Source organism: Bdellovibrio sp. HCB-162, assembly GCF_047344985.1.
Lineage (GTDB): Bacteria > Bdellovibrionota > Bdellovibrionia > Bdellovibrionales > Bdellovibrionaceae > Bdellovibrio.
Genome location: NZ_CP178861.1, coordinates 554,285 through 580,732, shown reverse-complemented (window position 1 = coordinate 580,732; position 26,448 = coordinate 554,285). Strand labels below are relative to the sequence as shown.

The following is a 26,448-nucleotide window of genomic DNA, read 5'->3' as shown; positions in this document are numbered from 1 at the left end:
AACTCGCCGTCATGATTTTGTCAGGAAAATTTTTCCTAGACCTCTTCGTTCAAGCGTTGATTGAAGGTCTTGCTTTTGTAACCACCAACCGCTTGACGACCGCGACGCACTTCCTGCAATTCCTTGATGATGGAATTTTTCGCCATCTCAATGCAGGACAACACTTGAATGTCTTGCTCAATAATGCGCGCCACGTATTCATCCTTGATCGCCAAAGCTTCTTTCACTTCACGGCGTTCAGACTCCTGAATCGTGCCCCCTTGCGCGATTTCCCCATGAGCTTTTTCAATTTGCGCGTCGACGTACTTCAACACGTCCAAAATTCTTTCGCGCGTTTGATAAAAATGCTCGAGGTTGTCGAATTGCCCTTGGGCAAAATTCGCCAATTCTACTTCATTCAGAGAGTAGAATTTTTCGAGGTAATGATTTTTTTCGTTCAACAAGGTGATAATTCTCGTCATGTTCCCCTCCGTGGTAAATCAGCCTGCTTTTTGCCCAGAACCGTCTGTTTCTTTTTTTAACTTTTCAACCGCTTGAACCCATCCATCATAAAGCGTCTGAAGCAGCTTCAGATTGGCCTTCAATGGTTCCGGGTCTCCAGAAATATTCGCTTTCGTGTATTGCTCCATCATGAACATATAAAGCTGTTCAAGCTGAACCGCCACGTCCCCGCCCACTTTGTGATCGAGAGTATTGTTCAACTCCATGATGATGTCGAAAGCGCGACCGATATTCATACCGCGATCCGCGATCTTTTTTTCCTCAGCCGCTTTAATCGCCAGCTTCGTGAACTTGATGGCTCCTTCATAGAGCATCAAAAGAATCTTTTCCCGGCTCGCACTCTGCACCGAGGTGGTCTTATATTTCTGATAAGCATTTTTGTTCATAGTCCCTCACTACATCCTTAAAAAAATCAAATCACTTATCCCGCTTTGGAGGCCATCGCCGCCACACGCGCCTGCTGCGCATTCATGTCGGACATCTTCTGTTCAAGGTCCGCGAATTTCTTGCGCAAGCTGTCTTCTTTTCTTTCGAGTTGGCGCTCTTTCGTCTCAATCCGCGTGTTCGCCTGATTGATTCTGTCTTGCAGACCTTTCTTACGATTCGAGATCGTTCCGAATTGTCCGTTCACCAAGTTGCCAATCTCTCTTTTCAAAGTAGAAACAAACCCTGTGTTAAAACCGTCTCCACGGAAGAAGGCCGCTACACCTGCGGGATTTGTGTTCAATACTTTGTTGAACTTGTCTTGGCTAAAGTTCAAAGTACCGTTTCTGTTAAACTCAATTCCCAATTCACCAATACGACGGATCGGAGTTTCCACACCCATCTGCGGATTTAAAATCACGCGACGAAGACTGTTCTCCACTGAGCGAAGCATTCCGTCGCCGCCCAAAGGACCCAAGCGCGGATTCTTTCCGTCACTGCCCTGCAACTTGCTCTGCTTTTGAATGAATTCCAAAGCCGCGTTGTAGGCATCGACAAAGCTTTTCACTTTGCCGCTGATCACTTCCAGATTTTCTTTCACGCTCATACGGATCTCGCGACCCGGTGCCGCCGCTTTTAAATCCAGCGTCACTCCCGGAATGATGTCCGTCGCTTTATTATCCGGAAGCTCAATTTCAAATCCGTTCACTTTCACTTTCGCGTTCTTAGCTTCACGCGATTGTTCGAAGTACATGTCCTGATCCCCGTCCAAAAGATAAATCTTTGGAAACGTGACCTGGTTGTCATTTCCTGTTGAAAGACCCGAGATCATAATCTTAAAAGGATTTTCTGCATCCTTACGGTCTTCCAATACCTGAGCCGTCAACCCGACATTGGCAGCATTGATTTGTTTCGCAACGCCCTCCAATGTTGAGTTCGAACCGTTGATGTAAACTTCCTTTACGCCCTCGGGAGTATCAAACTTGATGTAACCCACACCAATTTGCGTTTCGTTCTTATCCGGAAATCCATTCGAGATCGCTCCGGGTTTTTGCGCCAATTGCACAACTTCCAAAGAGTAATCTCCAGGCACCGCCGTTTGCGGGTCCACTTGTCCATCAATCACGTTCGGATCACCGCTTAAGAATTTCTTATCGATGAATCCTTTTGTCGAAGTCAGCTCTGAGAGATTTTTGGTGATGTCATTCACCTTAGTCTCTAACTCACCCACAAGTTTCAGCTTGTCTTCTTGCTGAGTCTTCTTGGCTTCCATTTGTTTCACAGGAATACGCTCAGCATCCATCAGCTGATCGACGATATTCGGTGGGAGCCCAGAGGCCATGCCTGTGATACGAAATCCTGCCATGAATTCATTGTGTCAAAATGATTCACCAATCGTGAGTCAATTAAATGTCTCTCAGAAGGGCCAGGAGAGCGGCTTTCAGGTCTCAAATACATTTTAAGCCACAGGGATTTTGACAGAAGGGCATTTCTCTAGACGTCGATCTAGGAAGCAAATGCTTGGATTACTAATAAATTTAAGCAGAACGCTTGAGCAACTGTCCTCTTGGAGAGTTGTCAGAGGGAAGAGTCCACAATTCCAATTCAGGAATGCGGCGAATGACTGCGCCAAGATTGTCTTTCACGATCACGAACTTTCCGCTCTCTTCAACTTCAAGATGCACCGTCCACTTGTGCTCCTTCATCGCGGGTAAATTGCGCAGATGTTCCATCGCTTTTTCGAGTTGCTCATCGGACATCGGCTCACGGTGTTCACCTTGATTGCCATTGTAAGTTTCCTGTCCATTCGCATCGCGATCATGTGTCTCATCAGACTTAATAGTCTTCCCGATGTTCTCTACCGAGCGCACCTTCGTTTCCGGAAGAATGTTGGAGATAAGTCCTTTGATATTCATACGAGGAACTTATCGGAATTCTCGAAATGGAACTTGAATTTCGGGATGTTGGTCGGGCTATTGCTGCCAAGGATTGCGAGGATGGCGATTGAGATGCACACGATGTCCTTCGCTATCAAGAATCTCAGTGATTTGAGGTTCTTCTTCCTCTTCGCGCTTCGGCTCCTCCACTTCATTTCTCTCGGGAGGATGCTCGACTTGAGGTTTTCGCGGGACTGTGGCGTGAGTTAAATTTGAAACGATCTTTTTAAAAAAATTCTGCTTTTGCGGAATCTTCTCCGGCATATAAACCTCTCTTGCGAGTTGTTTTACACCGATTATTTTATCAAACTTCGTCTGCCTTGTTACATGCAAGTTGGCACACTTAGTACCCCAGGAAGACCGGAATCCCCCTGGGTAGGTTGGTACCGAGAGGGAACGGAGGTGCCCTCTCAGATCAAACTCTTATTTCAAATTCAAATTAACCAATCAATTTCAACGCTGAGTTTGGCATTGAGTTCGCTTGAGCCAACACGCTTGTATTCGCCGCAAGTAGAACTTGGTTACGTGTAGATTCAGCACTTGCCAAAGCTACGTCTGTGTCGCGGATACGAGAGTTCGCAGCAGAGATGTTCTCATGTTGCACACCCAAGTTGTCCACTGTGGATTGCAATCTGTTTTGAAGGGCACCGAGATTCGCACGGAAACCGTTCACTTGAGTTTGCGCTTTATCCACCATCTCCAACGCTTCTTGCGCACCGGCTTTAGAAGTGAAGTCGAAACTTGCAATTCCAAGGCTGTCGATCGTCGCATTTGTTTCACCTGCGTTGAAAGAAATTCTGTCTGCATCTTCAGAGTTTCCGATACCGACTTGGAAGTCGAATTTATCACCGGAACCATCTAGAAGTTTTGATGTACCGAATTTAGTTGTTTGCGTAATACGTTGCGCTTCTGATTTCAATTGCTGAACCTCTTTATCGAGGAAGCCGCGCTCTGTATCACCTACAGTATCAGAAGAAGCTTGAACACCTAATTCTCTCATACGAGTCAAGATGTTAGAGATTTCACTCAAGCCACCCTCTGCTGTTTGTACCATTGAGATACCATCGTTGGCGTTGCGGCCCGCTTGGCTCAATGATCTGATTTGCGATTTCAAATTTTCACTGATCGCCAATCCCGCAGCGTCATCCGCCGCTTTGTTGATACGTGATCCAGAAGACAATTGCTCCATGGATTTACCGATCTGACGTTGAGAATTCACAAGAGTTCTCTGTGCATTGATCGCCGATACGTTAGTAGAAATTCTCATTCCCATTTGGGACCTCCATTTATGGGCACGCCTTATACCTACTTAGGTCATGCCACTTGTTACTTGTTGGTGACTCCACTTTTGTCTTGGCTCCCTGCAAGCGAAATCTCATCTGGCAGTCACTCCATTTGAGCTTCTCAAGAGCGTTCGACTTAGTTTCGTCGTTGCTTGTGACATACCTTTCGGCGAGGTCTTGGAAGGCTTTAGTCGCGTCCTGCAAAACTAGACCATCATCCAGCAAAAGCTAGACTAAGGTTGTGAAATCAGGTCCATCGCACAGCAAATTTCAAGACAAAGGTCCAGCCCAGAACAAGGTCCACCCCGACAAAAGGGACAAAAGGTGCCTGCTTCTTTTTTCTGGCTACACTGCAACAAAAGAAAGTCGACAGTCGGACACGAAGTTTCGTGGAGAAAATGGAAATGCTAGTGGAGCAAGGTCCTTGTCTTGCTTCACCGATGAATATGCCTAGAAAAATTTTTGAAAATCACACCGAACTTCCGTATCACGTCACCGCTCGATGTATTAATAGAGATTGGTTTTCACTTGAAATGCCACTCGTTTGGAAAATCATGTGTCTTCATTTGCACTTCACTCATCTCGCCTTCAATATCCGCGTGCATTCATTTGTGCTGATGAGTAATCACTTTCACATGATTGTAAAAACTCCTGAGGGAAATTTAAGTCACGCCATGCAGTTTTTCATGCGTGAAACAAGCCGCGATATCACTCAACTGAGTTCTCGTATCAATCAAACTTACGGATCGAGATTTCATCGAAGTCTTTTAAGTTCTCCGAGATATTATTTGCACGCTTATAAATACGTTTATCGGAATCCAGTTGAAGCCGGAATTTGCGAAAAGGTGGAGGAATATCCCTACTCGACAATGCAGGCGCTTTTAGGAAATTCGCGAGTTGAAATTCCGGTTCTTGATGATTGGAATTGGGGAAATTTATTGGTGAGGGAAGAAACGTTGAATTGGCTCAACGACAAGCCACCAAAGGAAAGCTGGGAAGAAGTTCGTATCGCCTTGAAAAAACCTGTCTTTAAGTTACGAAAGAAAGACAGCCGCATTTCGCCCCTTGAAGATACCGCACTGTAGCCAGAAAAAAGAAGCAGGCACCTTTTAAAATCCCTGGGAGCGGGTGCTCCCAGGGTGGGCTTAAGACACGAGAGGTTTATGTGGGCGACCCCTCATTCTCGAATGAGGCCATATCCCAGAACAGGCCCCACCCGATATCCGTAGTTTGTACGAATGGTGATTCTTAAATTATGTCTTTGATTAAACTAGTTTCATTGCAACGTTTGGTAATTGGTTCGCTTGTGCGAGAACCGATACCGCTGTGTTTTGCAAGATACTTGCTGATGCCATCTCTGCTGTTTCTTTCGCAACGTCTGTATCACGAATGCGAGAGTTCGCAGCTGACAAGTTTTCGTAAGAAACGTCGAGGTTGCTTACTGTAGATTCAAGTCGCGATTGCATCGCACCGAAGTTCGCGCGCAACGCACCGACTTTTTGAATGGCTTGGTCCACCGACTCAAGAGTGTCACGAGCACTTCCCTTGTCGTCCACCGCAATTCCACTGATACCCAGCGAGCTTGTTGTCGCATCGGCATCGAAGTCGAATGAGATGATATTTTCTTCTCCACCGTAGGCGCCGACGTGGAATTCTAATTTACCACCGGAACCATCAAGAAGTTTAGTGTTACCGAACGTAGTGGTTTTTGCAATACGATCCGCTTCTTGGATGAGTTGTTGGGCCTCGTTGTTGAGGAACCCGCGCTCCGTATCACTGACAGTATCAGAGGCTGCTTGTACTCCGAGCTCGCGGAGACGAATCAAGATATTTGATACCTCGCTGAGACCACCCTCACCCACTTGCGAGAATGAAATCGCATTGTTCGCGTTGTTACGCGCTTGCGCGATACCTTTTAACTGTCCTTTAAAGTTTTCTGAGATCGCCAAACCGGCAGCGTCGTCGGCGGCGTTAACGATGCGAGAACCAGACGCTAATGCTTGCGCTGAATGCTCCGCACGTTTTTGCTGTTTCGAAAGCACACGTTGTGCTGCGATAGATGCAGTATTGGTAGCGATTCTTAAGCCCATGAGAACCTCCTAAGGGATTGAGAGATCACTTCCGCTGATTTTGTATGGAATTGAGACATGAACCTAGGTCGCACCACTTACCTTCAGAACACTCTGTAATCCCGTCAACGTACTATGATCCGATTTATTTTTTTGTACTAACTCACTAACAAATTAATTTTTTATTTAAGGTTGGAAAAAGCTCCTCGGGATCAAGGTGACTGAAGTCTCGATCGTCGAGGAACCCTTTGCCACGGAGGTCTCTTCTTTGAGGAACTCTCTCTGGGAGAGTTTTTCTGGAGGAGTGAACCGCAACATTATTTCCCAACAAGTAACAGCAAACTCTTCGGACCATGGTCCAGAAAACTTTAGGCCCTTGGTCCAGGAATTTTTATTACAACTTTCCTAGTGCTTGATTTTACTGGAAATTAAGGACCAAAAAATATTACGACAAAGGTCCAGGACGACCTCGACCAAGGCCGTGAAAGCGATGTTTTATCAAAGGGTTATGTTACACAGGTTAGTGCGCTTGAATGCGGAGAATATTGAATCCCGCCATCGACGGTGACTTCATCATCACGCGGGAAATGTACTCACGAAGAGCTTCTTTTTTCACACCTTTATAGTCTTCTCCACCATCACGAAGACCGTTGCTGGCGTGAACCATGTAAAGTACTCCATTTTCCCGGATAAGAAAACCTTCATGCGAAACATCGAGCTCAGTGCCAATGGCTTTTTTCAGATCCCAGTTAGGACGAACCACATGAAAGATTGCTCCGCTGGGAATACGATTTTCCAGGGCGCGATTGTTAAGAAGATCTTCTTTGGAAAGATAAGGAATTTTCCCAAGCTCTTTACCGAACTCCGTACTGAGTTGAAAAAAGTCCGGACCCTTCATGCGAAACCAGTTGTCTTTTTCGATCCACGTTTGTGACCACCTGGTTTTTTCACCGCCCACTTTGCCAGTGATGTCTTCCACGAATCCTGCTTGAGTGTTGTTGGGAATCCAATCGACACTCGGAAAGTGATTGCGTGTCTGATATGAAACTTCACCGTTCTTATATCGAATTTTATTGATGGTCTGCTTAAACTGCTCGGGAGTTGATGAGAGAGACAACGCCAAAACGGTTTCAACGAATGTCGTGCAATCAAAACCGTCAAAACGATACAAAGGCCCTTTATTGAACTCGCCATTCTCCCCTTCACCCAAAGGTTCAACCACGTAAGGAGATTTTTTCGCTAAAAAGATATTCGCATAATACTTCACACGCGCCGTGACTGAAGCCGACATAATACGGGCTGCTGTGGAATTTGCGTAAATAGAGTCTAAGGTTTCATCAGAACGAACAAACAAACCTTCCTTAGGAGCATCACTCCCTACGGAAGAAAGCGCTGATACGGGCAAAAGGCTCACGGCCATCAGCATCGCTAAAAGAGTTTGTTTCATAGACACCTCAACACAAACTCCCAGAGCAAAAAGAAGGCTCGCCCAAAACATATATAGGGGCCAAAGAGGCCCCTATACTGTGTATCATTTTGACATTGCGACAGTTTTTAGACTTATCTGAGATCGTCCATCGCTTCGGGAAAGTAAGTGGCAAAACGGGTGAGAAGCTTTCCTTTAATCTTTTGGCTCTGATTGACCCGAAGGCTTTCCTTCATGTACTCGACGACATCCGCTTTCGCAGCGTTGTTATTTTTCAATAGCACGAGCGCCGTTGTGATATTCAGAGAGTCAGGACTCCACCGTCCTTCCGCATCGAGCGCGGCAGGGCGGGATATTTCCTTTCCAAAAAAGCGGACCTTGTCTTCTGATGTGACATTCATTTGATTGACGATATTAAGAAGCTGGCTCCGAATAAAACTATCGTCTGGGGTCAGAGTTTTCGTCGCGTTCTCAAAAACAGACAAATTCACTCGCGAGTTTTCGTTGATCTTGCCTATCGAGTATTCCAAAAGTTCCCCGTACTCGGGATTGGAATCCAGAATATTTCCCATGGCAATCCACACGGCGATGTGTTCGGCATTGGGACTTTCTTTAAAAAATTCTTTGGCTTTGTAAAAAGATTTCGCTACGCCTTCATCACTCATAAATGGTTTTAGATAAGCATTGTGAGTGTAATAAGAATCTGTGACCGTCATCTCGTGAAACTCCTCCACCTTAGCCACATTTGCTGCGTCCGCAGGTGGAAGATTTTTCGCCGGAGATGAATTTGCAAATGTGCGCGGGGCATAAGATGTTTCTTCTTCATTCGACGCCAAATCAACGCTGGAGTTCATTTTGCTGAAAGCCAAATAAGCCATACCAAGAACCAACACCAAAACTATCATCGCTTTTTTCATTGCTGTCATTCGCTCTTACCTGTCTTTCGCCTTGCCGACGATGCCGGTTTGATATCCGTAAATCGCGATGTAAAAATAGTTAATCGCTCTTCTGCCAACGGGAGCGGGCGCGCCTTTGGCCGTAACCATTTTTTGAACATATCCTTCCAAAGACTCATCCATCATACCGCTGTCCCTGAAATACCCGGAGCCGCCGACCGGAATTGCTAGAGCCACCTTCATGTTCAGCGTCGGCACCTGCGCGTTTTCAATAATCTGTAAGTTATAAACTTTTCCCCACGGATCATAGATCTTCACATAGCCATCCTCTAAACCATTCACGCTTAAGGCGTGGGTCATGCCGGATCTTTTCCATTCACACTGAAAGTTTGAAAGCTCCCAGTAGTCACGCTTGTCATCCGAATTTACCTTCTTCACTGTTTGAGCGTAACAATCTCTGATAATGCCGGAGCCGCGTGCAAAGTTATTGTTTTGGCCTACCGTCAACCCCTTCACCAGAGCTTCATTACTCCATTCATCCGTGAGAACTTTAAATCTTTTAGTTAGGACCTCGCCTTCATAAGAAACCTTGTTCAAATTTCCAATAGAAGGATCTTGGCGACTTAAGATCGTCTCTAAACCTCTATCCGTCAGCGTGCCGCCCTTCGCCCAATTCGTTCCGGCGATATTGCCAATCTGATAAACGAAGTCTGCGTAATGAGCCGTTCGTTCAAACAAGTCCGTGATCGCCAATCCTTTTTCTGGGGACGGCAGATTGTTTTTCCAAAAAAATGGATCTTGCAAAATTTCACCAGGAGAAGAGTAAATAGCTCCCAGCGTGGACATGGTTAAAGACACAGCCCCACACCACCCCATATCTTTTTTAATTGTGCTGTCACCCGTCGCCTTCGCAATATAGCTCGCCAATTGCGGAGAAGACTGCGACAACAATGGAACGTAAGGGTTCACGCAAAATTTCGTCTTCGCATAATCACAAGAGTTGACCTGACTCCAAAGAGTTCCTTTACTTTTCTGATACGCTTCGGAAGTCACGCATTTCGCTGCACTCATAGCAACGACACTGCTTCCCTGTTGCAAAGAAATATTTCTGAGGCCGCCGGTCGTACTGAATTTCAAAACGCCATCGGCAGTGTTTTTTAAGACACCGACGACAGACCAGTATTTATTGTCAATGCCGCCAACACCGCAGCCTTCGTGCGAAAGATAATACTTTTCAATAAACTTTTTGCAGGTCGCCGCACTGGCTGTGGCTTCCTTAGAAAAATTCTCCGTGACATACATATTGTAGGCCGGTGAAGAATCGTAAAATTTGTAAATGGCGCAAGATCTTTCGGCTGAATATTGACCGGCAGGGCTTGGTAAAAATGCTTCCGGCCCCAGTTCACTTAAACCTGTAAGATCAAATGAAGGAATGGACGCCGGTATCGGCGTTTGTGTCGGTGCGGGATCTGGAGTAGGCACAGCAACCTTGTCTCCCACGATCTGCTCTGCAGCTGTCGTGAACTGCACAGTTTCAACAGCACTCACCACTTTGTCTTTCACGCCCTGGCAAGCGATATAATATGTGTAGGACTTTTTCGGCGTTAAGCCGGAAAGACCGTGACCATGAATCGTTCCGCCCGTCGATTTAAAAGCAAAAGGCATCTTCGCAAAATCTTGTTTCACCGTCGAGTATTTGCAGCTCGCACTTCTCAGCGTTTGCAAATAGAAAGTGGCTGTACGAGAACTCGTAATATTGCCGCTGGGTTTTACGTATTTTAAAAGGAGAGGTTCCGCCTGCGTGAGCGCGCTGGCCGATGAACAAGCAAGACCTAAAAAGAAAATAGCAAAAGTGGATTTCTTATTTGATCCCAATGACATTGATTTCTCTTTTCCCCAAGTACATGAACGATTAGGAATTAGATCGAACGTCTGGGTGATTTTCTTTAACAAATACTCAATTTAAGACAGTCCTCGACAAACAAAGTGTTTCTATTTTTTTTCGAACTGGATATTTCTCTTGCCGCCCCATATCCAATTTTTAATGTTTCAAAATCAGACAATGCAAAACACAGAGAACCTCTTCGAATCACAGTGGAAAGTGCATTTTCTCCTCGAGGATTAGTGTATTTACTCTAACATTTGTAGCTGCATTTTGATTGACTGAATTTATAGAAGAATTCAAATCGAACCTTGAAGAAAAATATTCAGGAGAACTTTCGTATGAAAAAAACGGTTTTGGTTTTGAGTGCTTTGCTTGCCACACTCGCAATGCCCGCAGCCTTCGCACAAGAAGAACAAGCGACTCAACAGATTTCAACAACGGTCAAAGCGCCAAGTTATTTTCTCACTTACAGTTACTATAAATACGATTTGCAAGGAACGAACAACGCCAACACACGCATCTATGGATTTGATGCTTCGACAGTTGATTTGAACATGATCACGGCGACATGGCTTTACAGTCCACAATGGACGTTGTTAGCTTTTGTTCCGCATATCAAAAACATGGTCGAAACAAAATACGAACCGATTCCTGGTGGTTTGAATTTCAAAACTCGTGACTATACCGAAGGCCTTGGCGATGTGCGCCTGATGGCGATGACGGCTTTGCACGCCGCCGACAGACATCTTTTCTTAGGAGATATCAGCGTGACTTTGCCAACAGGAAGCATTGATGAAACTTTCACTTCCAATCCTTCACAAAACGCCGCTTACAATATGCAATTGGGTTCAGGAACTCCGGATCTTATCTTGGGTTCAACATACACTTACACACCTGTAGCAAAATGGGTGAACTCAGCACGCGGGCAAGTCACAGTTCGTGGCGGAAGAAACTCAAGCGGTTGGGCTTTGGGAAATGAATTTGTCACGACTCTTTCAAGCAAATACCAAGTCGCAAAATATTTTGAATTCGGTGTGGCAGGAAACTACAAAGCGCGCGATGCCGCTCAAGGTCGTGATGCAAAATACGAACTCAATAACAACTGGAATGGCACAGCCAAAGGCGACGGCCATCAGTACTACCATGCTCCGCAAATCAATTGGGATACCGAGTTTGTGGCAAAGCTGACAAGCCCTGCCTATTATGGCGTTAATGGCGCTTTTGAAGGAGGCGTGTCCTTCTGGAGAGATGCCATCAACAAGGACGATATTCGCTTAGATATGCCTTATTGGGTCTCAGCGTCCGTCACTGGTAGCTTCTAACAGTGAAAGATTAACACCCCATCGGGGGCTCTATTGACAGAAAATAGGGTCCCCTTTACAAAATGCCTTCAGTCTAAAAAACGGGAGGATTTTGTTATGAAATCTCTGGCTTTTTTCCTGCTCTTTGGTGCGCTGTCTGCACATGCGGCTGTTCTGTCTCCTAGCTCAATCGAAGTTAAATTTTCTTATTCCGCAGAATTTCATACAACCGACACTTCTGATGCCGCGACTCTCGCGGACTCTCACATGCAGCATCTTTTTGGATACCTGCAATCCCACTCCATGGTCATGAAGTATAATATCAACTCAGAAACTCCCGGAGTCGGAGCTCCCCGTTTACCGTTAAGTTATGACATTCTAAAAAACAAGAAACGCGCGGGCGTTCGCACCATCGCCTATAAAACTTCCGGCGTTTTGCTTTTAAATAAAAAAGTGGCGCAAGATCTTTTAGCGCAAGGCGCTTGGCAGATTACTTTACCTTCAGATCTAGATAATTTCTATGACGAGAAATGCACGGATGAGCACTACAATAGCTTCGGTGACTTCTGGTATTTCTATGACCCTTTCCGCTTTGGCTGTGAACAATTGCGTGAAGCTCCTCTGGCTTCGCCTGTGGTTGTGAAGATCTCTGCTTTAAAACAAATGGACGATGCAGATGCGCAATTAGAGAAAGTCCGCGGCGACAACGGCAACGGAGACCTTTTCCAAATCACTACGATCAATGGTTTTTCTGAAGATGCCAAAAACCCTGGCGACGATGGCCGCTTAAGCTTTGAAGAAGTCAATCAATGGCTGCGCGAAGCAGGCTTTGCCGAAACTGTGATTGCCAAATTCAAAAACCGTCCCGTTCACCAATTTGATAAAGCGGTTCGCAAGAAGGACGGCACCACCGTGCAAATCCGTGTCACTCGCTTGCTCGCCGAAACAGGCGTCATGAGTAAGAACGTGACCTTTGCTAAATTCTTTAAAGAGGCCGTAAAACAGTCCGATGTCATTATCTATGCAGGACACTCGGGTCTGGGCGGAAATCTGGATATAGGCTCATTAGAAGAGAAAGCCGGGCCTTTGGAATTCAACAATCGCAAGCATCAGATCTTTTTCTTCGATGGATGTTCTAGTTATTCGTATTATCTTTCGATGTTTGAATCTCAAAAAAGCAAAGGCAAAATTGATATTCTGACAAACGGTCTTTCAAGCTATTTCGCTTACGAAGCACCGATTCATATTCAATTCATGAAGCGACTTTTTAAAGTGAACGACAATCCCACTTGGGGCGAAATCCTAAAAGACATGGAAAAGCCCCTAGATGGAATGACCTTTATGCTTAACGTTGGTTCGCTTTAATCCAGTTCTCTAAAGCGGAACCATCCTGCCAACGCAAAGATTTTAAACTCTCGGCAGAGTTCACAATTGCAAACTGCACTGAACTTTGTCGAGATTGGGTTGCGAGTAAAGTCAAAACACCTGCATACACTGTAGGATCATCCGTCGGAAGAATGTGCCCTGCATTCGCCACCACAAGCACACGTACTGGTTTTCCGCTTGTTAAGTAATGCTTTAAAACTTCAATTTGATTTTTAAGACGCTCCGGATTTTCTTGGCCCGCAAAAACAAAATCACGCGTGCGTTTTTCATTTCTAAAATCCCACTCTGGAAAATTAAAATCTTCCACGGCACGGGCGATGGTCACATAACCGGACTTGATATCTGCAACACGTGGATTTTCACCGTAGAAATCAGCGTCGGCTTTCAAATTGGCATCCACCGTCTGACCCCAATGAGTCGCATAAGCGGTGTCGCGGAACTGACGAATCCAGAAAGGCGCCATAAATGGATTTAAACGAAGCCAGTTTTCCCAAAGCTCCGCGTTCTTTGCGGATTCAGGGTCGCCCTCTGTTGCGATTCCCAAAGGAACAGTTTCAATCACGTGAGGGAAAAGTTTTTCATTCAAATAAGCGCCAATAGAGGAGCTGTAAGACAACGTCACAGGAATGGCTTTCTTAATTCCCAGATGTGCCGTCAGAGCTTCCACGTCGCCTGCAAAATCTTTTACACGCACACTTGAATCGTATTTGAAATAGGGCACCTCTGAGCTTTTTAAGCCTTTCACCGAAAGAGGATGGGCTGGCAAAGAAGGCATCAGAATATTCCAGCCCTGTTGCGCCAAAGCACGCACGGCACGGTCCGAAGGATTGAGCGCGCGGTTCACACCAGGAAGTAAAATCAGTGTGTCACCATTTTGATTTTTTACGATGTGCTCATAAGCGATCACTTTACCCGGAGATAAGCGAAGATACTCAACGTCAGCAAATGAAAGAGACGAAACAAAAAGCAGAGAGAAAAACAGAACCGATTTTTTAATCATATAGGTGTCCTTTTCCGCGTATTGGTGAACGAGAGTTAGCAAAACCCTCTGCGGAAGGCAAAAAATATAAATAGAATGAATGCTCTAAAGGCGACCCTCTTCAAACACAGACTGTTTGAGGCGTGGATAATTGCGACGCGCTCTTGCGGCTTGAGCTTCCGCTTTACTTGCTAAGCGAAATTCAAAACGATTTTTAGGATCGCCAAATCCCAAACGTGCCAGAGTATTTTGTTTCGCAAGATGATTGAAAAATCCAGTGAAGAAATCAAATCGGTTCGCACCAAGAACCCCGCCGCCGGAATCACGGATGACGATATAACCATCATGCACTTCTCCATTAGGCATCACGGCTCCAACTAAACGCGGAATAAAAATGACGTCGCCTGCATTATAATATTTAAGATCAGCGGCAGCTGAAAAGTAAGGATCAAGACAGCTGTTGCGAACACCGTAACCATAAGGGCAGGAGTTCAAATCGACCTCAATAAAACGCGGTATCTTTTCTTTTGTTGAATAGTAATTGTAGGAAGTGATTTTACCATCGTCCTCAATAAAGCAAGATCCCTGCAAAAGACATTGTTTGTAGTCAGACTCACACAAAGTCACGAGAACCTGCCCATCCGGAGAAAGCAAATCACGCAAAGCGTTCGCTGAGCACTTGGTTTTATTTTGATGAATCGTGGGCTTATAATAAATTGTTGGATTTAACGACATGCCATCAGAGTTTTTAGAAACTGCACAACCGGCAAAGAATAGAGCGAATAACGCCACTACGACGAACGACTTGGATGTCTTCATTTCTCGCTCCTTTCTTTGCTTTCTTTATACCAAAAGTTAGTGGCTTTTTCCGGAGGCAGCGACAAAAAACAAGGCTCCCTTGCAAAGGCTTCATGGCTGTCTAAACCTTGATCAGCTTGCCTTCACTGACGATTCAAATTTTGTAATGAAATCCGTGCCTCAGATGTGTTTTAAAGGGCCTGATTTAGAGGTCGTATGTAAGTACTCATTGCCCCTCTAAGACCGATACGATATCACTAAATTTACAACAGGCTTTCAGGGGACATGACACTACGATTAAGGATCTTTTTATTCAATCTTATCTCGGTCTTTCTTGCGACATTTGTCGTTGCACTAATTGGCCTCAAGATTGTTGAATCCACTGTCATCGATAGCACCTACGAAAGACTGACACAGATACGCATCAGCAAAACCACCGCCATCGAAAATTATTTCCGCGATTTGCAGACGGCTATCAATCTTATTTCTTCACATGAACTCACAGACAATCTGATGATGGAATCTCGACTGGACAGTCATCCAGAGTTTCGTCGGCTTTTGGATAACTACGTTTTGGATTTCAATATCTACGACATGGCCTTGGTCAATCCCAAAGGGACTGTGATCTACACGACCCGTAAAGATATCGAAGACGGCACTTCACTTTTAAAGAACGGCCCCTCGATCAGCAAACTGAAAGATCTTTTTACTTGGGGAATGAAAGCTCAAGAGGGATCGACTCTGTTTTTGGACTTTGACAAAGACACCCTCAGCCCCAACTCGGCGACAGGGTACGTAGCGGCTCCCGTCTATCGCAATAACAATATCGTCGGCGTTTTGATGCTTAAAATTTCTATTTCAGAAATTGATCGCATCACCAGTGATAACTTCGCCTGGGCAACCCATGGAATGGGACAAACCGGAGAGACCTTGATTTACGGCGAAGACTGGAGCTTGCGCAACACGGGACGTTTCCGTGTCGAAGGCATTCAAACCAGCAAAGCTGTCAATGAAGCAGAGGTTCTTTCCTCCAACCGCGGCGATGAAGACATTAAAAAAATCGAAAATCTCAGTGAGGTGCGCGAACTCGGCACGGATTATCGTGGTCAGAAAGTCATTCGTTCGATCGGGAAAATTTATTTACCCAATGGCGAACTTTGGTACATCCAAACAAAGATTGACGAAAGCGAAGCCTTTGCTGTTCTTGATCGTATCGCCATCGCCTCCAGTGCCGCCGCTGTATTGATCTTTATTCTTTTCTTCTTTGCGACGTTTGCCGCGACTGGAAAAGTTGTCGAGCCTATTCAGCTTTTGACCGATCGACTGGAAAAGCTGGGAACTAGCAACCTCACGCAAAAGATCAACTATAATTCCAAAGATGAAATCGGCCTTCTGGTCAGCAAATACAATCAGCTTGCGGACCGTCTTGAGACCACCACCGTTTCCAAGGAATTCTTAGACAGCGTTATCCAATCTATTAAAGCTTTTTTGTTCATCGTGAAAGTCTCTCATCACGAGGATTGGCGCCAATGTTCTTACGTGATTTCACAAGCCAATGAATCGGCTTTAAAACTTTTAGGTCTGTCACCAAATCAAATGTCCCAGATTGATTTGAAAACAGTGATCCATGCGCAACCTGAATTTAATAACTACATGTGGCTCCTGCAAACCCGTCACAGCATTGAAGCTGAAATCGTCAATCATGAGGGTCGACGAGTTCCAATGCTGATGAATTGGGCCGCTCTTCCAAACCGTACAAGCAAGGATCTCACTTTCGTTTTCGTCTGCACCGATATCACGGACCGTATCACCGCGGAAACAGCCTTGATTGAAGCGCGTGAGCAAGCCGTGAAAGCCTCCCAGGCGAAATCAGAATTCTTGGCTCGTATGAGTCACGAAATCAGAACTCCACTCAATGCAATTATTGGTATCACCGACATTCTTGCCGAGTCTGATCTTAAACCAGAGCAAGCACAGTTGGTGAGAATCTGTGCTAATGCCGGGGAAAATCTTCTTTCTTTGATCAATGATATTTTGGATATTTCTAAAATCGAAGCCCGCGAAGTTCGTCTTGAAAGAATTGCTTTCGACCTAGAAGCCACGACCACAAATATCTGCGACATTTTAAAACAAAAAGCAGCGGAAAAAAATCTGCAGTTCCATTTACGCATGAACTTGGACCAAGATGAATCCCATCTTGTTATCGGAGACCCGACCCGTCTTCGTCAGATTCTTTTTAATCTGATTGGGAATGCCATTAAGTTTACACAAACAGGTGAAATCTCTGTCGCAGTGGATTTTGAAAGCAGCGACAAAAAATTCGTACGTTTTGCCATTCAGGATACAGGAACGGGGATTCCGCGCGATAAGCAGCACTTGTTATTCCAAAATTTCGTTCAGGCGGACAGTTCTATCACTAGAAAATTCGGTGGCAGCGGTCTTGGACTTACGATCTCCAAAAACCTTGTGGAGCTTATGGGCGGTCGTATCTGGTTCCAAAGTGCCGAAGGCAAGGGCAGCTCCTTTTTCTTTACAATTCCTTTCTTGCCGGCAGATGCGTCTCACGAACCTGTTAAAACGGCGGAGACCGTTCGTCCTTCTCAACCGACCCAGCCCATAGAATCCAGCATCACTCGCAATGCACGCATTTTGATAGTCGACGATACCGAGGACAACCGCTTCCTTTTACTGACTTATCTTAAAAAACTTCCGTTTGATGTTGTCCAAGCTGAAAACGGGCTTGAGGCGATTGAAAAAGTTTTCCGCGAGCCTTTTGATTTGATCTTGATGGACATTCAAATGCCTGTGATGGATGGCTATGCGGCCACTCAAAAAATCCGTCAATGGGAGATTGAACAAAATAGAAAACCAATTCCAATTATTGCCGTCAGTGCGAATGCCATGGCAGAAGATGTGCAAAAATCTTTGGATGCTGGTTGCACAGAACACGTCACAAAACCGATTAAGAAATCGGCTTTGTTAGAAATGATTCAACGCTACACTATTTAAACCAACCGCCCGTGACGAATTTGTGTGACTTTGTTGGCAAGAACATCCACATCACGCTGATCGTGAGTCACCAATAACGTCGGAATTTTTTCGGTTTCGATCACTCTTTGCACGAGCTTACGACTTTCCTCGCGCAATTCTTGGTCCAACGCAGAAAAGGGCTCATCTAATAACAACAATCTAGGTTCACCCATAATTGCACGGGCAATCGCCACGCGCTGCTTTTCTCCACCAGACAACACAGCGGCTTTGCGTTTTAAAAAGCCTTCCATCTGCATGACTTCGGTGAGTTCTTTCATACGCTCAGAAACTTTCTTTTCATTCACATTGCGAGCTTTGGCTGCAAAAAGAATATTTTCTTCCGCGGTCATATGAGGAAAAAGATCCAAGGTTTGAAACACAACACCCAAACGTCTTTGCGGCGTTTTTAATTTCGCAAGATCAACACCTTGAAAAGTCCACTTCATTCCCGGACACGCTTCAAGTCCCAAGAGAATACGAAACACTGAAGTTTTCCCAGAGCCCGAAGGCCCCATTAAAACTGTGACCCCTTCATCAAGAATATCCCAGGCATCAATATCCAACTTAAAGTCGCCATAATCACGGTGCAAATTTTCGACGTAGGACACGACTTCCTCCCACACATGCAGTGAAACACAAAAGTCCTGACAGAATAATCAAACTGCTTAAAACGATTGCTTGGTTCAGACGATACCCTGACATCAAGGTCTCCGTCATCATCGCAATGCTGAGGTCCCTGTGCGCTAGAATTCTGGAAACCGCAAAATCCCCACAGGCCCAAACAGAGGCAATTCCGGCAAGAAGCCCCGCACGTGTTGAAATCTGTGGAAATAGAATCTCTTTAAAAATTTGTTTGTGAGAAGCCCCCATCGCATAAGCCACCGTCATCTGCGATTGCAAAGCATGAAGCTCACTGTCCCAACCCATGCGAAAAAGACTGTTCAGACTTAGAAGTGTTAAAGCCACGGGAATTTTTATGAACGGATAAAAACTTTCATTCGGCGTTAGAATTAACAAACTAAAACAGGCCAAAGAAGTCGAAGGAGCGACATAACCATTTAAGAACTTTTCAAACCACGCTTTAGGCCAACAATATGCAATAGCCAGAAGCCCCAGATAACAAAGCAATCCCACACTCAAGCCGAGCGCCATGCTGCCCAGAAAATTCCAGAAAAGAGCGGATTGAACTTCGTAAAATGTTGAGATCATTGAAAGGCCAGAGACAAAACCCTGCACATATCCAAAGAGATACAAAAACGAAAGTCCCGCGACGACGACAACTCCCGAACGGCTTTTAATAAGACTTAAATTTGCAACGCGCGTAGAGTGCGAACCTTTCCCGCGGCTGGCAATGAAAGATAATGCAAAAATAAAAGTGGATTGCAGAAACGCCAATAAGACCGCGTCTCCCCAATCACTGGAAAGACGGATTTTTTCATAGATCAAAACTTCGACGGTCGTCCCCTTGCCGCCGCCCACAATCAGCGGAACCGCGAAGCTTCCAAAGCACACGACGAAAATGAACAAACCTAAGAGCCAGAAATCTTTTCGAAGTGTCGGAAAAAGTCCTTTCCACAAAAAGTATCTGCGACTGGCGCCTTCAACATAGGCGAGCTCCACCATGCCGCCCATTTTGTTTTCAATAATGCCAGCAAGCAAAACGGCGACCAGACCAAAATTCATCAGAGTGTGAACGATCACAATACCAGCCACTCCCATAGGGAAAGGCTCAATGATGTTCAATGTGGAAAGCAAAATAAATATCGGCGGAAGAAAATTCGGCAGCAAACACAAGATCTCAAGAACAAAGCGGCCTTGTTTGCGGGGACCTTCATTCAGACTGAGAAGTCCCAAGGACACCCAAAAACCCACCAGCAGAGAAAAAAACGCCGAGAAAAATGCTTGAATGAAACTGTTTTTAAATGCCCAAAATAATTCTCCCCAATCCGGCATCTCGGTCACACGAAATTGTGTGAATAAGAAGAGAAAGGGGAACAAAAGAAACAAAACAAAACTGAGACGTAGACACTGTCTTAGATTCAATTGAGTTCGCCTCGGCGGACCTCTGTCCAACGGCGCAAAAGACGATCGACCTCAGCAGCAGAAAGAATTTCTACTTGGCCCATCGTTTTTACATTCATCAACGGCGCAAAAGGAGTATTTTCCATCACACCTTTCATCACCGGGAACATATAGTTCTTTTCCATGATGATTTTTTGGCCTTCAGGAGAAAGCATCAGGTTGATAAACTGCTCTCCCAATTCACAGTGACGACAAAACTCCGGGATTCCCACGAATTCAAATTGCACTGGAAGTGGTTCGTTAAAGGGCAATGCAATATAGTCCTTATTTTTTTCTTCGATCTCGTGATAGAGCGGCGATGTCACGTAGGAATAAACCAGCTTCGCCTGCTTATTCGTGAAAAGACCGTAAGCCGTGGACCAAGTTGGTGAGAAACTGTGAACCTGTCCCATCAATTTTTGCAAATATTTGAAACCTTCGTCTTCACCTTTAGAACGGATCACCCAATACAAGAACTGCATGCCCGGAGAACTCGTGCGAGGATCTTGAAGGGCAATTTTTTTTGCAAGTTCGGGCGCTAATAAATCGTCTAAAGAAGCCGGAAAGCGAGGAAGATCCCCTTTTCTCGTCACAAACGTCAAGGCTCCCCAGTCATAGGGAACAAAGAAGCTATTGGACAATGCAGGTTTTACTGAATCGTAAACATTGAGTTGTCCCAAGCTGAGCTTGCGCCAAGACTGCTCGGCAATTGCTTTTGATAAATCAAATTGATCAAGACCGATAACGACGTCAGCGCCTAAGCTTTCACCTTCGATTTTCAGACGCTGCAAAAGAATTCCTGAGTCACTGCCTTCGATGAATTCCACTTTGCACTTACAAGTTTTCTCAAACTGTTCTTTTAAAAGAGGCCCCGGCCCCCAACGTCCGGTGAAAGACGCATAACCAAACACCCGAATTGTCGGCAGTGAATTTGAAGCCGCTCCCTGCTCGGTTTTATTGAGAACCGCCAGAAACAAACCCAAGAAGATAACTGCCATGAAGAAGATAAAATGTTTCACGTCTTACCACCACAAACCGCGACGACGTTTGAAGAAATAATAATCAAAGCCCAAGCAGCGTCCTGCGCCCACCCAAGCCAAAATCAGGTGGATCGCTAAAAATGTTTTATAAAGATCTTCCGACGCCGGGCCTGAGACAAACAACATCGTCACGCACAGAAGAACACCCAGAAGTGCCACGGGTCTTACAACGTAACCGATGATGTAGGAAATCGCGATCGCGAATTCAAGGCCCAGAATAATGAACGCCACTGTTTGCCAATTGGGAATCATCTGACTGCTGGCAAAAATCTTAAACCAATTCGGCGCATGACTTGCGGGCAACCACTCCGCCATTTGATCAGCAATGCGCGGACGAGTTAAAAAATCTCCGCGAAACTTCATCATTGCTTGTTCCAAATAGTAATAGCCTAAGAAAATTCTTAAGAAAGAAATCGGTAAAAGATGGCCTACGTATTTAACGCTCTCAAAGAATGCAACAAACATGAAACCATTGTGAACTAGACACCCTTCTTAGGGCAAGTCTCCTCTAGGAAACAATGACTGCAATCAGGTTTTCTCGCCTTACAGATAGCTCGGCCGTGAGAGATCAAATAATGCGACAGCATGACCCAGTCTTCCTGAGGCACATGCTTGCAAAGTTCCTTTTCAATTAGCACGGCATTTTCAGTCTTTACCCAACCAAGGCGGTTGGACAAACGAGTCACGTGCGTGTCCACGACAATCCCACTCGCGATACCAAATGCGTTTCCTAAAACGACGTTCGCCGTCTTGCGCCCCACTCCCGGCAACTCGACCAAAGCCTCGAGATTTTGCGGGATTTCGCTTTTGTATTTCTCAACAAGCTCAATCGCAGCACCTTTAAGACTCTTGGCTTTGTTCTTAAAAAAGCCCGTGGAACGAATGATATTTTCAATATCCTCTACCGGAGCTTTCGCCATCTTTTGCGGGGTCGGATACTTTTTAAAAAGGTTTGGGGTCACCATGTTCACGCGTTCATCCGTGCATTGCGCAGAGAGAACGGTGGCAACTAAAAGCTCATAAGGATTTGTGAAATTAAGAGCGCAGTGGGCGTCGGGGTAATAGCGCTTAAAAAGCTCAATGGTCTCAAGGATAGGAGCTGCTTTTTTGACGACCTTTTTAGGGGTTGTTTTCTTGGCTGGGGATTTCTTTTTACTGATCGCCATCGTTTCCGATGGCTTCAACTGGACAACCTTCCATCGCCTCTTTGCATAGAGCTTCTTCTTCAGGAGTTTCCGGTTGTTTAGCCACGAAAGCATGGCCGTCTTCTTCATGCATAGAAAAGTTCTTAGGAGCCGTCAGAACGCAGGCATCGCAGGCAATACATGATTGATCCACGAACATTTTACCCGGTTTATTCTCTTTCCATTGCTGACTCTTATCGGCCATGAGGTCTCCTAAATATGCGACCTTAATATAAAACTTTTGACCTCTATGTCAAATCCAGTTCCAGACTTGGGTCGCATTTTTCACACCTCGGACTTTGCCACACTAGGGACCTCTGCCGTTTAACGCTAGACTATGTAAGGGGTAGGAAGGTTCTCTCACAATTAAATACTTCAGACAGTCCTCGCTGACGCGGTTCCTTTGGAACCTGCTGCTGCGGAACTCGCATTTAATTGTGAGAGAACCTCCCTACCCCACACAGTTTATCTTTAAAAAGGAGAGGGCTCTATGGAAGGACCCCGTTCACCGTCTGAGAATGAATTGCCAGGCGTGTTGGAGTTTTTGAATAAAAAGTTGCGCAATGAGGCTTCTTGGTCGATTGCGGCGGAGTATCCGACGGCGTTTTCTTCTAACAACTTGCATAATATGCGTATTATTGCGGATGAGGGGCATGTTCTTTCTCATGCTGTGTTGAAGCCTCTAATTATTAAGTCACCGCATGTGATTTTTAAAGTGGGTGCGATTGGGTCTGTGGTGACTGATGATCAGCATCGTGGTCAGGGATTAAGCACAAAAGTGATTTCGGATTGTTTGAAGCTGGCGACGGAACAGTCTTGTGACATTGCTATCTTGTGGACGGATCTTTTTGATTTCTATCGTCGGATGGGATTTGAACTGGCTGGCAGTGAAATCAGTTTTGTAGTCGAAGAAAATTATGACATTCCACCTATCAATCTTCGTTTTTCAACGGACACCAAGGTTTCTCCGGATGCTATTTATCGTCTTTATTCTGCCCATTCTGTAAATTCAGTTCGCACGATTGAGGAAACTCGAAAGTTTCTCTCGATTCCGCAAACGAAAGTTTACACGGCTTGGGAGTCCAATGGCCAACTTGCTGCTTATGCTATTGAAGGCAAAGGAGTGGATCTTGGTGGTTACATCCACGAGTGGGGCGGCTCCGTATCGAAATTGATGGCGCTTTTCAGTTTCATTCGTGCTCATAAAAATCAACCTTATACGATTATTTGTCCTCGCCATGCGCAGAATTTGATTCAACAGTTGCAGCAAAAACCTGTGACGATGAATCAAGGTTTCTTGGGCATGATCAAACTTGTGAACTTTGATCAACTGTCTGCGAAAATCAAACGCGCTTTCCGTGCCGAAGGTGTCGCGGATATCGTCTTGGAAAAACACCCGCAACATTTTGTGTTCGGCGTGGGCCAGGATCTTTTCACTATCAATAATGAAACCGACATGGTTCGTCTTCTTTTTGGCCCGGTGGATTACCGCGCTTTAGGAATGTTCAAAGAAGAGACCATTCAAAAACTTGAAAAAGTATTGCCACTGAATCTGTGGATCTGGGGATGGGACTCTATATGAGTTTAAATAAAATCATCATATTACTGGCGCTCACAGCCAGTATGGTTTCTTGTATTAAAGAGCCCGTTGAGGAAACGGAAGCGCCCGCGACAGCTCAAGAAGTTTATTCCGCCGTGGCTCAAGGTTGGGGCGATACCGATCCCCTCACGATGGCGCCGAATGATTTTCTTTTTCAGGAAACAGAACAAACAATAGAAAACAATCCAAAGCCTTTCTATGTTCTGCAAGAAGGCATTACGATTTCTAAAAAAGAAGAGCAGACAGACTCTTGGCTTTATACTTTTCTTTATCAAACAAAAGTCTATAAGCAGGATCAAGAAGGCGCGCAGTCCACTCGCGAAGATCATCGCACGGTCGGAAAAGCCAACGCGGCTGTGACGATGGCGCAAAATGCTTTACGGGCAGTCAAACCTTACGCTTCGTTAAAAACTTTAGCTGAAGACAATCAAATGTCTTTGGGTTTTGAGCGCATTTACGGTTTAGCAGGTTCTTGTGTTAAGACCGACGCTCTTGATAAATACTGCAAAGAAGATTTGGGAATGGATAGCTGCGAAATTCAATGCTCGAATCTTAAGACAGCGGATGAAGTGCGTCCCCTGCCCGATATGATCAAAGCGCAACCCAATTGCGGTGGTTTTGCCGACTGCACTTATCATGTGAAAACGGTTCAATTCAATTGGACGATTTCTCTAAAAAAAGGTGAATCGGTAGAAACACAAAAAGTGAATTACTCTATTGCTTTGAGTCCTGACATGCCGTTCTTCTCGCGCATGAACGAATATTGCTATCGTCAACTGTACACAGTGCAAGATCAGAAAGTTCTCGTCACGACGTGCACTAAGTTAAAGAACTTTAAAAAGGGCGGAACCTAGAGTAATCTAAAACCTCTTTCGGGAGGTTTTATGAAAAAGATTGCCGTTGTTTTATCTGGTTGCGGGCATCTTGATGGCAGTGAGATCACAGAGTCCGTCAGTTTGCTGATTGCTCTTCACCAAGCCGGAGCAGACGTTTCTTGTTTTGCTCCCGACATCGAAATTCCAGTGATGAATCATATCGAGGGAAAACCTCAAACAGAAAAGCGCCGTCTGCTTGTCGAAGCTGCGCGCATTGCTCGTGGAAATATTCAAAGTCTTGATCAGCTTCAAGTGAAAGACTTTGATGCCTTGGCATTCCCTGGCGGCTACGGAGCTGCAAAAAATCTTTCAAACTGGGCCGAAAAAGGTGCCAAATGCGATGTGAATCCTGACGTCAAACGCGTGATTTTAGAATTCCACAGCGCGAGCAAACCGATTGGCGCATGCTGTATTGCTCCTGTTTTGTTAGCGCGTGTTCTGGGCGACAAAAAAGTCACTGTGACAATTGGTGAAGATCCTGAAACAGCGGCCGAAATCAAAAAGACAGGCGCACAACATGAAGATTGTCCTGTGGATGATTACATCACCGATCGCGAGGGAAAAATCGTCACAACTCCAGCATATATGTATGACAATGCAAAACCGAACGAGGTCTTTAAAGGCATCTTTGGTTTGGCGCATGAACTTGTAGAGTGGGCGTAAGATGAAAACAGTTGTCGCACTTATTTTCGGTGGAAAGTCAGCAGAGCACGAGGTTTCCTTACGCTCTGCTAAAAACATCGCCGATGCTTTGGATAAAGAAAGTTTTGTTCCCGTGCTTATCGGAATTAGTAAAGAAGGCAGCTGGTATCGCTTTCCGGATACAAATGTCTTTCAAGCAACGAAAGTTGTTGATTCTGCTTTACCACCGAATGCGGAACCAGTGGCCTTGATTTCTCTTCAAGGAAAACCAGTGCTTTACTCTTTGAAAGACCAATCAAAAGCATCTGTGGATGTAGCGTTTCCCATTCTGCATGGAACTATGGGAGAAGATGGAACCATTCAAGGTCTTTTCAAAATGGTGCAATTGCCTTTTGTCGGTTGTGGAGTTTGGTCTTCCGCTGCCGGCATGGATAAAGAAGTGATGAAACGTCTTCTTGTTGAAGCGAAAATCCCAAATGCGCGTTACATGCTTTTGACTCCGTTTAAAAACATTTCTTATGCAGAAATCACGGCACAATTGGGCTCCCCGTTCTTTATTAAACCTGCCAATGCGGGGTCTTCTGTCGGCGTTCACAAAATCAAAAATGCGGAAGAGTTTGCGACGAAATTGAAGGACTCTTTCCAATTCGATAACAAAGTTTTAGCGGAAGAATTTGTTCAAGGTCGCGAGATTGAATGCTCCGTAATGGGACATAATCATGCTCCGCAAGCGTCTTTACCTGGCGAAATCATCCCGCAGCATGAATTTTATTCTTATGAAGCTAAGTACATTGATGACAATGGCGCTCTTCTAAAAATCCCGGCAGAAATGACAGCGGAACAAGTTCAAAAACTGCAATCCTTGGCGAAAAAAACGTATCAAGTGATGGGCTGTGACGGATTGACCCGTGTGGATTTTTTCATGAAGGCGAACGGTGACATTTTCGTAAATGAAATCAACACGATCCCAGGTTTTACAAAAATCTCGATGTATCCAAAAATGTGGGAAGCCGCTGGCGTTTCCTATAAGGACTTAATCACGAAGCTGATTCATTTCGGTCTTGAGAAATATCAAGAAGAGCAGAAGCTCAAAACCAGCTACTTAGATTAACGATCTGCAATGAAAGTCATC

Annotated in this window: 26 protein-coding genes; 8 read left to right on the top strand and 18 right to left on the bottom strand. The window is 45.2% G+C overall.

Annotated features, from left to right (window positions below; all coding sequences use genetic code 11):
- Positions 1-35: 35 nt before the first annotated feature.
- The 6 genes from ACLSSO_RS02865 to ACLSSO_RS02840 form a co-directional block, all read right to left on the bottom strand.
- Positions 36-461: a hypothetical protein gene (locus ACLSSO_RS02865; RefSeq protein WP_295903245.1), complete on the bottom strand. Its 426-nt coding sequence runs from the start codon at positions 459-461 to the stop codon at positions 36-38.
- Between the two features lie 18 nt (positions 462-479).
- On the bottom strand, positions 480-887 hold the full coding sequence (fliS, locus tag ACLSSO_RS02860; protein ID WP_295903247.1) for a flagellar export chaperone FliS: 408 nt from the start codon (positions 885-887) through the stop codon (positions 480-482).
- Between the two features lie 35 nt (positions 888-922).
- Positions 923-2,290: a flagellar filament capping protein FliD gene (fliD, locus tag ACLSSO_RS02855; protein WP_295903251.1), complete on the bottom strand. Its 1,368-nt coding sequence runs from the start codon at positions 2,288-2,290 to the stop codon at positions 923-925.
- A 172-nt stretch (positions 2,291-2,462) separates the two neighbouring features.
- Complete coding sequence (locus ACLSSO_RS02850; RefSeq protein ID WP_413943995.1) at positions 2,463-2,840, bottom strand: hypothetical protein; 378 nt, start codon at positions 2,838-2,840, stop codon at positions 2,463-2,465.
- A gap of 57 nt (positions 2,841-2,897) precedes the next feature.
- Complete coding sequence (locus ACLSSO_RS02845) at positions 2,898-3,125, bottom strand: hypothetical protein (RefSeq protein WP_295903259.1); 228 nt, start codon at positions 3,123-3,125, stop codon at positions 2,898-2,900.
- A 175-nt stretch (positions 3,126-3,300) separates the two neighbouring features.
- The gene (locus ACLSSO_RS02840) at positions 3,301-4,134 is read right to left on the bottom strand and encodes a flagellin (protein ID WP_295903260.1); all 834 of its coding nucleotides are present in this window, start codon (positions 4,132-4,134) and stop codon (positions 3,301-3,303) included.
- A 408-nt stretch (positions 4,135-4,542) separates the two neighbouring features.
- On the opposite strand from ACLSSO_RS02840, the gene ACLSSO_RS02835 reads away from it, so the two are divergent.
- Positions 4,543-5,229: a transposase gene (locus ACLSSO_RS02835; RefSeq protein WP_413943994.1), complete on the top strand. Its 687-nt coding sequence runs from the start codon at positions 4,543-4,545 to the stop codon at positions 5,227-5,229.
- A 180-nt stretch (positions 5,230-5,409) separates the two neighbouring features.
- Here the strand turns inward: ACLSSO_RS02835 and ACLSSO_RS02830 are convergent, their stop codons facing one another.
- The 4 genes from ACLSSO_RS02830 to ACLSSO_RS02815 form a co-directional block, all read right to left on the bottom strand.
- Positions 5,410-6,234 (bottom strand): flagellin, encoded by an 825-nt coding sequence (locus ACLSSO_RS02830; RefSeq protein ID WP_413943993.1) that lies wholly within the window; start codon positions 6,232-6,234, stop codon positions 5,410-5,412.
- Between the two features lie 499 nt (positions 6,235-6,733).
- The gene (locus ACLSSO_RS02825; RefSeq protein WP_413943992.1) at positions 6,734-7,660 is read right to left on the bottom strand and encodes an N-acetylmuramoyl-L-alanine amidase-like domain-containing protein; all 927 of its coding nucleotides are present in this window, start codon (positions 7,658-7,660) and stop codon (positions 6,734-6,736) included.
- Between the two features lie 113 nt (positions 7,661-7,773).
- Complete coding sequence (locus ACLSSO_RS02820; RefSeq protein WP_295903273.1) at positions 7,774-8,565, bottom strand: hypothetical protein; 792 nt, start codon at positions 8,563-8,565, stop codon at positions 7,774-7,776.
- A 6-nt stretch (positions 8,566-8,571) separates the two neighbouring features.
- A complete protein-coding gene (locus ACLSSO_RS02815) occupies positions 8,572-10,416 on the bottom strand; it encodes a hypothetical protein (protein WP_413943991.1) in 1,845 nt (614 codons plus the stop codon).
- Positions 10,417-10,758: 342 nt separating this feature from the next.
- Between ACLSSO_RS02815 and ACLSSO_RS02810 the strand changes: the two genes are divergently transcribed.
- Positions 10,759-11,742, top strand: coding sequence for a transporter (locus ACLSSO_RS02810; protein WP_413943990.1), 984 nt, complete (start codon positions 10,759-10,761; stop codon positions 11,740-11,742).
- A gap of 96 nt (positions 11,743-11,838) precedes the next feature.
- Complete coding sequence (locus ACLSSO_RS02805; protein ID WP_413943989.1) at positions 11,839-13,086, top strand: hypothetical protein; 1,248 nt, start codon at positions 11,839-11,841, stop codon at positions 13,084-13,086.
- Here the strand turns inward: ACLSSO_RS02805 and ACLSSO_RS02800 are convergent.
- Positions 13,067-14,107: an alpha/beta hydrolase gene (locus ACLSSO_RS02800; protein ID WP_413943988.1), complete on the bottom strand. Its 1,041-nt coding sequence runs from the start codon at positions 14,105-14,107 to the stop codon at positions 13,067-13,069. The genes ACLSSO_RS02805 and ACLSSO_RS02800 overlap by 20 nt on opposite strands.
- Before the next feature lie 84 nt (positions 14,108-14,191).
- A complete protein-coding gene (locus ACLSSO_RS02795; protein ID WP_413943987.1) occupies positions 14,192-14,905 on the bottom strand; it encodes a murein transglycosylase in 714 nt (237 codons plus the stop codon).
- A 264-nt stretch (positions 14,906-15,169) separates the two neighbouring features.
- Between ACLSSO_RS02795 and ACLSSO_RS02790 the strand changes: the two genes are divergently transcribed.
- Complete coding sequence (locus ACLSSO_RS02790) at positions 15,170-17,893, top strand: ATP-binding protein (RefSeq protein WP_413943986.1); 2,724 nt, start codon at positions 15,170-15,172, stop codon at positions 17,891-17,893.
- Here the strand turns inward: ACLSSO_RS02790 and ACLSSO_RS02785 are convergent.
- From ACLSSO_RS02785 to ACLSSO_RS02760, 6 genes are all read right to left on the bottom strand, one after another.
- Positions 17,890-18,522 (bottom strand): ATP-binding cassette domain-containing protein, encoded by a 633-nt coding sequence (locus ACLSSO_RS02785; RefSeq protein WP_295900398.1) that lies wholly within the window; start codon positions 18,520-18,522, stop codon positions 17,890-17,892. The two genes, ACLSSO_RS02790 and ACLSSO_RS02785, sit on opposite strands and share 4 nt — an antisense overlap.
- Positions 18,494-19,774 carry an ABC transporter permease subunit gene (locus ACLSSO_RS02780; RefSeq protein WP_295900447.1) on the bottom strand — a complete coding sequence of 427 codons (1,281 nt, stop codon included), beginning with the start codon at positions 19,772-19,774 and terminating at the stop codon, positions 18,494-18,496. Before ACLSSO_RS02780 ends, ACLSSO_RS02785 begins: the two co-directional genes overlap by 29 nt.
- 179 nt (positions 19,775-19,953) lie before the next feature.
- The gene (locus tag ACLSSO_RS02775) at positions 19,954-20,994 is read right to left on the bottom strand and encodes a thiamine ABC transporter substrate-binding protein (protein ID WP_295900400.1); all 1,041 of its coding nucleotides are present in this window, start codon (positions 20,992-20,994) and stop codon (positions 19,954-19,956) included.
- A gap of 3 nt (positions 20,995-20,997) precedes the next feature.
- Positions 20,998-21,480 (bottom strand): DoxX family membrane protein, encoded by a 483-nt coding sequence (locus tag ACLSSO_RS02770; protein ID WP_413943985.1) that lies wholly within the window; start codon positions 21,478-21,480, stop codon positions 20,998-21,000.
- 14 nt (positions 21,481-21,494) lie between these two features.
- Entirely contained in the window at positions 21,495-22,181 is a 687-nt protein-coding gene (gene nth / locus ACLSSO_RS02765) for an endonuclease III (protein ID WP_367276358.1), read from the bottom strand.
- Positions 22,168-22,404: a ferredoxin gene (locus ACLSSO_RS02760; protein ID WP_295900405.1), complete on the bottom strand. Its 237-nt coding sequence runs from the start codon at positions 22,402-22,404 to the stop codon at positions 22,168-22,170. Before ACLSSO_RS02760 ends, nth begins: the two co-directional genes overlap by 14 nt.
- Positions 22,405-22,689: 285 nt before the next feature.
- Between ACLSSO_RS02760 and ACLSSO_RS02755 the strand changes: the two genes are divergently transcribed.
- Genes ACLSSO_RS02755 through ACLSSO_RS02740 form a run of 4 tightly spaced genes read left to right on the top strand, consistent with a single transcriptional unit; the run spans position 22,690 to position 26,427 of the window.
- Complete coding sequence (locus ACLSSO_RS02755) at positions 22,690-23,781, top strand: GNAT family N-acetyltransferase (protein ID WP_413943984.1); 1,092 nt, start codon at positions 22,690-22,692, stop codon at positions 23,779-23,781.
- On the top strand, positions 23,778-24,653 hold the full coding sequence (locus ACLSSO_RS02750; protein WP_413943983.1) for a hypothetical protein: 876 nt from the start codon (positions 23,778-23,780) through the stop codon (positions 24,651-24,653). Before ACLSSO_RS02755 ends, ACLSSO_RS02750 begins: the two co-directional genes overlap by 4 nt.
- Positions 24,654-24,683: 30 nt before the next feature.
- Positions 24,684-25,337: an isoprenoid biosynthesis glyoxalase ElbB gene (elbB, locus tag ACLSSO_RS02745; RefSeq protein ID WP_295900411.1), complete on the top strand. Its 654-nt coding sequence runs from the start codon at positions 24,684-24,686 to the stop codon at positions 25,335-25,337.
- A gap of 1 nt (position 25,338) precedes the next feature.
- Positions 25,339-26,427, top strand: coding sequence for a D-alanine--D-alanine ligase family protein (locus ACLSSO_RS02740; protein ID WP_295900413.1), 1,089 nt, complete (start codon positions 25,339-25,341; stop codon positions 26,425-26,427).
- Positions 26,428-26,448: the final 21 nt, after the last annotated feature.